A 10,925-nucleotide genomic window follows, 5' to 3' on the forward strand; every position below is an offset into this window, starting at 1 on the left:
GCTTGATATAATAGACTTTCAAAAAAAGCGGTATTTTTTTATGCACAACTTAACCCCGACTTTGCAACTTGTAAGCACGACTTTTTAACAATGTAAGCGCTTTTATTCCAACAAAAAAACAGTACGCGTCATATAAGACAAGTACTGTTTCAAGATAATAACCAACGTTCTAAACGTTTGCGTAACTTTAGTGATGGTCTAACGATATTTCGCTCTAATTGACTCATATAAGCAGCTGACACATGCAACATCTCACCTGCCTGTGATAACGTCAGATGCTGGCTTTTACGAAAATTGGCAAGTTGCTTTGCAAATTCTTCATTCTCTTTTTTTGTTGTCGTCATAGGTACTCTTTTTTTCTCAAGTGAATGATACGTTTCGAGTACCGCTTGTGGCGGTTCAATAATAACCGCCGCATTGAGCCAATAATTCCCCCAGCCTTTGCCTACCGCTACAGCTTCATCCCAATTGACATAATGCCAGCCTGCAATCACACCATCTGTCGTTAATTGATCGAGTGCCTTTTCAAAACGCTCACGTGTTCGAGAAGGTGAACGTTGATTTAAGGTTTCCCCAATAGCTTTTAGTAGCGTCGACACCTTATTCGCTTGCCAATACTTTGCTTGCGAAGCTTGTGTACGCCAGCGCCAACTTAAATATCGACATAATTGTTTTTCATGGCGAAAACGATATACATGATAATGAAATGCACGAAATGGTAATAATGCCAATTGTCGCTGAGAACCACTCAAGTACGGTGTAAAAATAGGACCTAATTTATAGCAATATTCTTGTTCAAAAACGAGTAATTGTCCTTTCAACTTTAAAGGCGTCGGTTGATTTGTATGATAACTGACCATTTGCTCAATCTCCACATGGATATTTTTTAGCAATGCTAAAACAGCTAGAACTTGTTGCTTTTGCTTTGCCTCGTAGCCTCCTCGTCGTCCTTCTCCACCTAATTTCTGCTTAATATCACGCATCATTAAAATATCTGTTAAACGAATTTCGACTATATTCTGCATGTTTTCTGACTGGTGAAGGAAAAAACCACATAAAATATCTAGAACATCTACCGCTAATACAGCCATCGTAGCATCAATTATTTGTCCTTCTTTTAAAAATAAAGTTCCTTTTGTTTTTCCTTTTTGAAATGAATAGACTGTTTGGGAAGAGTTTAATTGATAAAGCACTTCTCGAATGACTTGATAAAGTGTATTATTCATCACATACATATAATGAGGCACTGTTGCAAGTTGTGAAAAATCGCGTGCATTTTGCATTGTTTGTGTTACGCTTTTTTCGACCTCAATATATACTTCTAAATCCTTCTTTAAAAGAAGAATTACTTGCTCCTGCCACTCTTTAATATAGTCGTCAACTACAAGTGAAATTTTATCAATAAAAGTCTCATCATTCGCGACATCGTTCATGTGAGCGAAAAATAATGCATTCAATGCTTTATCAGGTAATTTTTTCAACGAATTAAGCCCTTCTACAACGACAATATCTTCTAAAATTGCCATCGTCAAAGTATCGCTATACCATGTAGTGAATGCATCCCATGTTTTTTCCTCACCGATAAAGGTCCATTTTTTAAGGACATTTTTTGTAATCGTTAATGAATCGTCTAGTAAGTGCTGATCTTGTAACAATGTTAAATTTAAATGCTGTTGCTGACTAACAACATAAAAAATAACAGATTTTGCGAGCTTTTCAATTAAACGTTCCCGTGCACGGACGCGTAACTGGAAAAACAATGCTTGATTTTCTAAATAAGCCGATTCTTTTACAATAAACACTTCAGATGTGTGGAAAATTTTCTCTTTTTCTAATTTTAAAATGGTTCCCATGGATTGATAGGTTTCAAAAAGCTTCACATAATCGTAAGGTTGCTCATCTTGTTCAAACATAAAAAGTACATAAAAAGGCTGGGTTCGTGCACATAATTTAATCATTTCTTGCCTAAACATTTCCGAGGATTGACTTAGCGATAACGAGAGATGTGACATCGACATAATTGACCCCCTATTTTTCTTATCACTAACAATAATTCGACATTTAAGCATTAAATACCTTCAAAAAACAGCTTTTTTCACACAAAAAAAACCATGCAATCACATGGTTTTTAGGCTTTTGTTGTAAAAACATGTACTTCTTGTCCATTCAACATTTCTGTCTTATCCAAATGCATACCAATTGTTTCTGCAATGCGCATCGAAGCTTTGTTACCTGGTTGAATTAGCGCAATTAAATTTGTTAAGTGCATTTCTTGCTCGGCATAGTCTTTCATTGCTTCTGCTGCTTCTGTTGCAAAGCCTTGACCCCAGTAAGCTTTCGCAACCCAATAGCCGATTTCAAATTGTTTTTGACCATTCATCACTTGTGGTACGATGCCCGCATGCCCCATTGGCTCACCTGTTTTGCGGTTTTCAATAATTTTTAATCCGGTATGCTCGTCTTCACGATAATGCGTATAAATCCACGATAAAAATTGTTCAACTTCCGCATCATTACGAGTTTGACCGTCACCGATATAGCGCATCATGTCTTTTGATTGTAATAGCCCTTTTAAAAAATAAAAATCCGCATTCGTGTAATTGCGAAAACGTAGGCGCTTTGTTTGTAGATGGAACATAAAAGTCCCTCACTTTCTGTAACTTATTAGGTGGGAACACTTGCAAATAATGACATGTAACTAATATGCCAACTTTTTAAGTCTTTGTTCTATTGTACCTTTTTTTAGGTCATTTAGGGCGAGAAAATGAATGTTTTTTAATACATGCTTATTCTATCTGATAGTTATTGCTACTTTTATACAAATAGATGATAACACTCATTGTCTATTAGAAAATTTGCATAAGAAAAAGAGGCATTTTTTAGTAAACAATACCTCTTTCTTTTACCTCTATTATCGAACAACAACAGCTTGCTTTCTTGCTAAATAAGCTGCTTCAAATTGCTCTTTTGGTACCCAATAAATCTCTTTTTCATCTGCTGGATCATGAACACGATATTGTTGTGTGAGACTATTATAGCCTGTTAAAAGCATGACATGTAGATTACTTACAAATGTTGCAGGATGTTTTTTACCAATATCCCATTCCCCTTCGCGCGGAGGTTCAAAACGAAACGTCACCCATACCACTACAGGATTTTCATGAGCTAATTCTTGTTGTAATTGTTTTGGCGAAGCACCTGAAATATCAACAATCATTTTACTATAGGCTTCTCGTGCATAGGATGTGAGTGGTTTCGGGAAAATCGTTTGGAAATAACCCTCCATTGCATAATAAGGTGACCCAACAAAGCCTTTATTTGGATTACGATCTGCTTTTGGCATATTATCAAGAATTGTTTTTAGGGAGACATCATCATTGTAGCCTTTATAACGTAAGGCCATTAATAGAGATGTCCCTTCACAACCAAATGGCGCATCAAGTGGCCGATACTGACTAATATATGGAACATTTAGCGCTGTATATTGATATCCCTTCGGAGCATCTGCAACATCCACTTTTGCTACCCACCCAACAAAATTACCATAGGTTACATAATAATGAGCACCTTCATAATTTGTTGCTTGTAGGAGTGTATAAGCTGGTATATTGGCCAACGTTGTTCCTTCATAAGGAACACTTTTTAATTTGGTTTCTTCTTTTGTATACAATGCTTTTTTCTGTCCCGTTTTAAATTGGTACGATACCGCTGCTAACCCAAGTGCGGCAGCGATAGGCATCCATTGCTTTTCTGCCATCGAAATCCCTCCTCACTTATTTCTTTTATTATAGTATCAACGTCGATTCGTTTACAAATATATACTTATTTATAATAGTAATATAATTCGATGAACGAAGAAATTTAAAAAAAACGTTTATTTATTATTTCACTGGGAATATATATTACATAACAGCAAAAAGGAGGTTTTACCATGTTTTCATTTATCTGGTTCATTATTATTGGTGGTATTCTAGGATGGTTAGCAGGACTTATTCTTGGTAAAGACATTCCTGGCGGCGTTATTGGTAATATCATTGCTGGTATTATTGGTGCTTGGCTAGGTAGCCTAATTCTTGGTGACTGGGGTCCTAAAGTTAGCGACTTCTACATTTTACCAACTTTATTAGGAACAATTGTACTAATTTTAATCGTAAGCTTTATTATGAAAGCTATTGGCGGTAAAAAATAATCGCTCATAATAAAAAGCCTTTTCCATTATAGGAAAGGCTTTTTATTATATAAATATATTTTAAAAAGCATTAGAGTGGTTATTTCATCCATTTTGTGGTAGACCTATAATATAAAATGTTTTTAAGGAGGAGAAATGATGAAATTTCCAGAAGTAAACAATCAACTATTTATCAATGGCGAATGGGTGGATGGTAGCGAAGATGCTGTTGCTGTGTACAATCCATCTACAGGTGAAAAAATTGCTGATATTGCACAAGGTGGCACAAAAGAGACAGCTGAGGCTATTGCCTATGCAGAGGGAGCTTTTGCTGGCTGGGCTGCAACGGATCCTAAAGAGCGCGCGCGTATTTTACACAAAATTGGCTCTTTAATAGAAGAAAACCTCGATCGCCTTGCGCTTATCATGACACTGGAACAAGGAAAACCACTCTCTCAATCAAAAGTAGAAGTTCAAACCTCTGCAGATTCTTTCCATTGGAATGCAGAAGAAGCTCGTCGCTTATATGGTCGTGCGATTCCCGCTCCAAGTGAACATCATTTCTTAACCGTTTATCAACCGCTTGGCGTTGTTGGCGCAATTACGCCATGGAACTTCCCTTCAAACATGATTGCACGTAAAATTGCTCCTGCACTGGCAGCTGGTTGTACGGTTGTTATTAAACCTGCGAGCGCGACACCATTTTCTGCACTTGCTCTTGCTGAATTATTCGTTGAAGCAGGATTACCAAAAGGTGTTGCAAACGTTGTGATGGGTAAATCAAGTGATATCGGTAAAGAATTAACAACGAATGACACGGTGAAGAAAATTACGTTCACAGGTTCAACAGAAGTTGGCCAATTATTAAATGAACAATCTGCTAGTACATTGAAAAAAGTATCTATGGAACTTGGTGGACATGCACCATTTATCGTCTTTGATGATGCAGATTTAGATCAAGCTGCAACAAGCCTTGTGACAGCGAAATTCCGTAATAATGGTCAAGTATGTGTCTCACCAAACCGTATTTACGTTCAAAAATCCGTGAAAAAAGAATTTACTGAGAAATTATTAGAAGCTATGAAAACGGTTGAAGTTGGCTTAGGCATCGAAGATAAAACAGTTGGTCCATTAATTAATGAAGAAGCACGCGAACATGTAGAAGCACAGTTAAAAGATGCGACTGATAAAGGCGCGACGATTTTACATGGTGGTAAACGTCCTGAAGATGAAAAATTTGCAAATGGTCCATTTATTGAACCTACTGTCATTGATGGTATCACAAAAGATATGGATATCTACTATGTAGAAACATTTGGTCCAGTCATTCCATTAATCGAATTTGAAACAGATGATGAAGTAGCAGAAGCAGCAAATGATTCTGAATTTGGTTTAGCTTCTTACTTTTTCTCAAAAAATATCGCCCGTATTTCACGCTTTTCAAGCGCACTTGAATACGGAATGGTCGGTGTTAATACAATGGCGATTTCACAAGCTGAAACACCATTTGGCGGCGTAAAACATTCTGGCTTTGGTCGCGAAAATGGTACAGAAGGTATTCATGAGTATGTTTATGCTAAATCTGTTTGTATTCATGACTAATTACTACGTATAAAAAGGTTCTCTTCTAAAGATTTCACATCTTTGAAGAGAACCTTTTTTATGCAATTCTTTTTCCTATGATGCTAACTTCTAACAAAACACATAACATATCCAAATAGTTTCATACAATAACAAAATAGTCGCATTTTCATTACAAAACGATGACGATATGTCAATTTTAACAGTCAGATTAAAATGATAGCTTTTTGTCATATTTTTAACATATTCACATAATAGTATTGTTATGAATTCGAGATATGATGTGTTTGTAACAAAAAACAAGTACGAAAAAGGAGTTCATTGATTCATGAATACAAAAGCAAAAATCTTTTCTTCATTAGCATTAACAGGCATGTTATTCTCAGCAACAGGTGGTTTTAATGCATCAGCTATGGCAAATGACGGTGGTGCTGCCCCAAAAACAACGTATAAAACAACTTCATATAAAACAACAACTTCATCTTCAAATACATACACTGTAAAACAAGGTGATACTCTAGGTGCAATTGCCTCTAAATTCGGCACATCTTACAAAAATATTATGGCATTAAATGGCTTATCTTCTACAACGATTTATGCAGGCCAAACATTAAAAGTAAAAGGTACTGTAAAAGCATCAACACAAGCTGTGACAAAAACATCAAATAGCACAGCTTCAACACCACAATATAAACGTTCAACACAAGCTTCTACAACTACACAAGCTTCTGCAACAGGTATGGCAGGTGCAGCAAAAGTAGCTTTAGCACAAGTTGGCACACCTTATAAATGGGCTGGTAAAGCTCCAGGTGGCTTTGACTGTTCTGGTTTAGTTTACTATGCAGCACAACAAGCTGGCGCAAATATCGGCTATGCTACTTCAGCTGGCTACTATAGCATGGGTACATCTGTGTCAACACCTCAAGTTGGCGATTTAGTATTCTTTAAAGACACGTATAAAGCCGGCATTTCTCACGTAGGTATCTATGTAGGTAACGGTCAAATGGTAAGTGCTGCTTCAGGCGGCGTACAAGTGGATGATATTCACGGCGCATACTGGGGCGATCACTTCGTCGGCTACAAGCGCATGTAATCTTAGCAATCACCTATTCTAAACACTGTATAGACGCCCCTCTACCTAGGAGGGGTTTTTCATGTTTTCTGTGCCATCATCCATTTAAGTGCCTGTTGCTCTAATTGTTTAATAAAATCATTTTTTCCATCACAATAGGCGTTATTATCATAAAGAAAACGTGCAGCCAACTGACTTTTCAACGCCTCATACAGCTGGCTCTGCTCAGGATGTCTACGTAAATAATCACGAAAAGCAATATGCCGCTCGATTTCAACAATATTTGAATAATGAAACGCATGGATATGATGCGTACGCATATCGCCGCCCTTTCGATAGAAGCGACGACCTATAATGCCATATTCACCAAGTGCCTCATATCCTAATTGCTTAAAATCATCATCTAGTTGATTAAGTTTCTCTAAATCCTCAACAATTAATAGTATATCAATAACCGGCTTCGCACTTAGCTTCGGTACAGATGTACTGCCAATATGCAAAATGTTCACGTACGTTTCACAAACAATGCTTTTTATTTTTTGACTTTCTAACTCAAATAACACCGGCCACTGCTCATCATAGGGTACGACATTAATTTTCCTCATTGCTACCTCCGATGTTGTAACACTTTTTCAAGATATTCCTCTAACTTCATATCCCGTTCTGCCGCAAGTGACTCCGTATCTTCAATAATTGACTCAACAGAATAATAAGGTTTACAGCGAATCCAGCGCGATGATTTTTCGTGAAAAACAATACCCTCACTTTCTAATAGACGCTCAATTTGGCGATAACTTATTTCCTCACCCTGGTCCTTCAATTCTAAAAAAACTTCTGCCTTTGATGCTTGCTCATCTAAAATTTTTTGAACAATAAATAACTGAATTTCTCGATACGTCATCTCATTCACCTCTGTACAATTTACGCTATTATAACAAATTATTACATTTGAACCTATTAAAAAAGCGACCATTCTCTTCTTATAGAATGATCGCTTTTCATTATTATTTTTTCACATAAACAGCTAATACTGCTTTAGCAGTTGTTGCTTTATTTGTAACCACAACCGTTAACTTTTGTTTATTTTTTTGTTTTGCTAATTTGATATTGAATTTACCATTTGAAGGAACTTTCTTCGTTGCTAACACTTTGCTACCTTTTTTGACAACAATTTTTGATCCAGCTAAAGCTTTACCTGATAAAACAGTTGGTTTAGTTGTTTTCGCAATGTCTGTCTTTAATACCGCTGTACTTAATGCATTGAATCCATTAAGACGCCCATAGCCAGACACTAAGTCTTTTCCTACTGCTAACTTATAAGTAGCTTCTTCTTCATAATCATCATAATCCTCCGAGCCGCCAATAAGGTTTAAAATATCATCATCACTTGATGTACCATCATTGTCTCTTTCTTCAAAGGCAACATTTTTCGACGATTCATGTAATACCGTACGAATTTGACCAATCTTCATGGAAGGATTAGTACTTTTTAGTAGCCCAACAACCGCTGCCACGTGTGGTGTTGCCATCGATGTCCCACTCATATATGTGACATTACCATTTGGTACAAGACTTGGAATATTCGAGCCAGGTGCTACTAAATCTAATTTATGACTATAATTTGAATAATCGGATACGACATCAAGCGGGCTTGTAGCACCCACTGAAATCACATAACGTGATGACCCTGGATATGAGATACCTTCTGCACCATCATTCCCGCTCGCAACAATAATTGCTACATTTTTAGCATGTGCATATTTTAGTGCAGCTTCAATGGTACGGCTATAAGAACCACCTAAGCTTAGGTTGATTACTTTAGCACCCTGGTCAACCGCATATTTAATACCTAATGCAACACTTTCAAGTGAGCCACTACCTGATTCATCTAACACTTTTACAGGTAGGATTTTTGTATGTTGGTTAATACCACGCATTGAGTAACCATTTGTTGCTTGCGCAGCAATAATACCCGATACATGTGTACCATGACCATTATCGTCAAGCGCTGTTTGCTGGCGATCAACATAGTTACGTCCTTTATTCATTAACACAACATTTTTTAAATCCGCTAATGTATTATCAACACCCGTATCTACAACCGCAATTGTTGTCGTTTTTAAAGCTGTTGCATTGACTAATTTTTGTAATCTTACATTGCTTACATCTGCTCCAGTAATTCCTTCAGAACCTGTGTTTTGAAGTGACCATTGATATGGATATTGAATATCTGCTGCAAGTGCATGATAGGTTGTAACCGGCTCTACATATTCAACAGCCGCCATCTTCTCAATTTGTGTGGCTGTTTTCGCTGTCGTTGCTTGCTGTGCCTTCATCGACATTGACGCATCCTGAGGCTCTAGTTCGATTACGTACGTATCTTCTAAAATTTCATTATTTTTTACAGCTAATGTAGAAGCTGTCGTTTTACCCGTTGCTTGCTGTTTAAATTTACTAAATGAATAGCCATCTTTCAATTTTACAATAAATTTATTTTTTGACGATTTTTTCGTTAATTCGCCTGTTGCTTGCTTCACAACATCCGCTAAATCTTCACCAGCTAAACCATCTGTTAAGCCAACCTTCTTCGCTGTCGTTGCCATCTTTTGTTGTAATGTTGCTGGAACATTATTAAATGTGATATCAAATAATGCTTGAATCGCTTGTGCCTCTGATTTCGTAATCACGCGCGTACTTGCTGCCCCGTTTTTATTCATATCTTTCACAAGCGGTTGAATCGTTACTAAATGTTTGTATACCGTTTGTTTTAAGCTGCTATCTGTTAGTAATTTTGCAGCTAAAAATGGCGCTGCTTTATAATACAATGCTGATAGTTCGCGACCATCTGCTGTTTTTGATAAAATACCATCACGGAAAACGCGAATATCTGATAGCATCGTTTTCGCATCTTTTTTCCCGTCAACGCCAAGCTCTACTGGGCAAGCATTGCCACTTGATAACTCGGTTGCCGGCGCTAATGTAACAGGTTGTGCAGTTAGTGTATATGCTACTGTCGGCACTTGCATTTCTTCATCCGTCACGCCATCTTCTGTTGCCGGTTCACCGGCCATCGATCCGTCATCCATAAAGCCACTGTACTCTACTTTAATATAATACGTTTCATCCCAAGCATATGGGAATTTGATAATTGCTTTACCGTTTTCGACAGTTCCAGCTACATATTGTTCATATGCCTCGTTATTTTGTGCTTTCTCAGCACTTGAAAACATTGTGACATTTAAAATATAATCACTTTTCAGTGTTAATTTTACGTGTGAATGCTTTTTAATATCACTTGCCGTTGGTTTATATTTAAACCATTTAACTCCGGCTTCGTTAAATGTTTCATCAATTGTGGTATTATCGCCTAGCTTAATAGCATTTGCTAAATCTGCATCAGTTACGGCACTTGCATTTGCAACCCGCACAGTTGGCAAAAGCACACTAATGATTAGTACTAAAATAGCTAACCATACACTACTTTTTTTCATGTAAATCCCCCTATAATTATATTGGTAGTTTTTCACTCCTTTTCCTATTGTAAAGAAAATAACAAGAAGATGATATATGTTTTAAGTTTTTCCTTGCATTTCATCCATTTTATAGAATTTTTTTGGTGATAATATGACTTTTGACGTAAATTTCAATAGCGTTCATATTCCGTTCATATAACGGTTTTATAATAAATTTAGTTTTTTAATAGAGAGGGGTTTATTCCTTGGAACCAAAAGAAATCCGATTTCTACGTGTAATGGGGATTGCAGATGGTATTTCGCTTCTTGTACTATTGCTCATTGCGATGCCATTAAAATATTTTGCTGGATTACCGATTGTTGTAACAATTGTAGGTAGTCTTCACGGCGCGATTTTTGTAACCTATGTTATTGCAATTGCTATTGTACAATTACGTATTCGCTGGCATATTATTTATAGCCTAATTGCAGGCGTAGTTGCCTTTATTCCATTTGGAAATTTCATTTTCGATAAATATATTAAACAAGCTGGCGAGAAATATTACGCAGCTAAAATAAATGCTTAAAAAAGATACTGGGGCAAAATACGTCATTTTCCTCTTTTAGTGTTCACAACGAAAAACCGGAACCG

The 10,925-nt window shown here is 36.8% G+C and carries 10 protein-coding genes; 4 read left to right on the top strand and 6 right to left on the bottom strand.

Features of this window, described 5'->3' with window-relative positions; all coding sequences use genetic code 11:
• Positions 1–149: 149 nt before the first annotated feature.
• The 3 genes from KTHG_RS09435 to KTHG_RS09445 form a co-directional block, all read right to left on the bottom strand.
• On the bottom strand, positions 150–2,018 hold the full coding sequence (locus tag KTHG_RS09435; protein WP_139993077.1) for a helix-turn-helix domain-containing protein: 1,869 nt from the start codon (positions 2,016–2,018) through the stop codon (positions 150–152).
• 110 nt (positions 2,019–2,128) lie between these two features.
• A complete protein-coding gene (locus tag KTHG_RS09440) occupies positions 2,129–2,638 on the bottom strand; it encodes a GNAT family N-acetyltransferase (RefSeq protein ID WP_126991686.1) in 510 nt (169 codons plus the stop codon).
• Positions 2,639–2,911: 273 nt separating this feature from the next.
• Positions 2,912–3,757: a C39 family peptidase gene (locus tag KTHG_RS09445; protein ID WP_139993079.1), complete on the bottom strand. Its 846-nt coding sequence runs from the start codon at positions 3,755–3,757 to the stop codon at positions 2,912–2,914.
• 174 nt (positions 3,758–3,931) lie between these two features.
• Here KTHG_RS09445 and KTHG_RS09450 point away from each other — a divergent pair, with 174 nt between their 5' ends.
• From KTHG_RS09450 to KTHG_RS22050, 3 genes are all read left to right on the top strand, one after another.
• Entirely contained in the window at positions 3,932–4,189 is a 258-nt protein-coding gene (locus KTHG_RS09450; protein ID WP_126991684.1) for a GlsB/YeaQ/YmgE family stress response membrane protein, read from the top strand.
• 138 nt (positions 4,190–4,327) lie between these two features.
• Positions 4,328–5,770, top strand: a complete 1,443-nt coding sequence (locus tag KTHG_RS09455) for an NAD-dependent succinate-semialdehyde dehydrogenase (protein WP_139993081.1) — start codon at positions 4,328–4,330, stop codon at positions 5,768–5,770.
• A 307-nt stretch (positions 5,771–6,077) separates the two neighbouring features.
• The gene (locus KTHG_RS22050; protein WP_139993083.1) at positions 6,078–6,842 is read left to right on the top strand and encodes an NlpC/P60 family protein; all 765 of its coding nucleotides are present in this window, start codon (positions 6,078–6,080) and stop codon (positions 6,840–6,842) included.
• Between the two features lie 59 nt (positions 6,843–6,901).
• Here KTHG_RS22050 and KTHG_RS09465 read toward each other — a convergent pair whose 3' ends face one another.
• The 3 genes from KTHG_RS09465 to KTHG_RS09475 all read right to left on the bottom strand — a co-directional run bounded on the left by KTHG_RS09465 (position 6,902) and on the right by KTHG_RS09475 (position 10,312).
• Positions 6,902–7,426 carry a GrpB family protein gene (locus KTHG_RS09465; protein WP_139993085.1) on the bottom strand — a complete coding sequence of 175 codons (525 nt, stop codon included), beginning with the start codon at positions 7,424–7,426 and terminating at the stop codon, positions 6,902–6,904.
• Positions 7,427–7,428: 2 nt separating this feature from the next.
• The gene (locus KTHG_RS09470; RefSeq protein WP_139993087.1) at positions 7,429–7,722 is read right to left on the bottom strand and encodes a hypothetical protein; all 294 of its coding nucleotides are present in this window, start codon (positions 7,720–7,722) and stop codon (positions 7,429–7,431) included.
• 103 nt (positions 7,723–7,825) lie between these two features.
• Positions 7,826–10,312: a S8 family peptidase gene (locus KTHG_RS09475; RefSeq protein ID WP_139993089.1), complete on the bottom strand. Its 2,487-nt coding sequence runs from the start codon at positions 10,310–10,312 to the stop codon at positions 7,826–7,828.
• Positions 10,313–10,539: 227 nt separating this feature from the next.
• Here KTHG_RS09475 and KTHG_RS09480 point away from each other — a divergent pair, with 227 nt between their 5' ends.
• Entirely contained in the window at positions 10,540–10,860 is a 321-nt protein-coding gene (locus KTHG_RS09480; RefSeq protein WP_255411582.1) for a DUF3817 domain-containing protein, read from the top strand.
• Positions 10,861–10,925: the final 65 nt, after the last annotated feature.

The organism is Kurthia sp. Dielmo, assembly GCF_000307285.2.
GTDB classification, from domain to species: Bacteria; Bacillota; Bacilli; order Bacillales_A; family Planococcaceae; genus Kurthia; species Kurthia populi.

Excerpts from the sequence above, each read along its gene's own strand:
- KTHG_RS09435 (WP_139993077.1), bottom strand. The coding sequence starts at position 2,018 with ATGTCGATGTCACATCTCTCGTTATCGCTAAGTCAATCCTCGGAAATG.
- KTHG_RS09440 (WP_126991686.1), bottom strand. The coding sequence starts at position 2,638 with ATGTTCCATCTACAAACAAAGCGCCTACGTTTTCGCAATTACACGAAT.
- KTHG_RS09445 (WP_139993079.1), bottom strand. The coding sequence starts at position 3,757 with ATGGCAGAAAAGCAATGGATGCCTATCGCTGCCGCACTTGGGTTAGCA.
- KTHG_RS09450 (WP_126991684.1), top strand. The coding sequence starts at position 3,932 with ATGTTTTCATTTATCTGGTTCATTATTATTGGTGGTATTCTAGGATGG.
- KTHG_RS09455 (WP_139993081.1), top strand. The coding sequence starts at position 4,328 with ATGAAATTTCCAGAAGTAAACAATCAACTATTTATCAATGGCGAATGG.
- KTHG_RS22050 (WP_139993083.1), top strand. The coding sequence starts at position 6,078 with ATGAATACAAAAGCAAAAATCTTTTCTTCATTAGCATTAACAGGCATG.
- KTHG_RS09465 (WP_139993085.1), bottom strand. The coding sequence starts at position 7,426 with ATGAGGAAAATTAATGTCGTACCCTATGATGAGCAGTGGCCGGTGTTA.
- KTHG_RS09470 (WP_139993087.1), bottom strand. The coding sequence starts at position 7,722 with ATGACGTATCGAGAAATTCAGTTATTTATTGTTCAAAAAATTTTAGAT.
- KTHG_RS09475 (WP_139993089.1), bottom strand. The coding sequence starts at position 10,312 with ATGAAAAAAAGTAGTGTATGGTTAGCTATTTTAGTACTAATCATTAGT.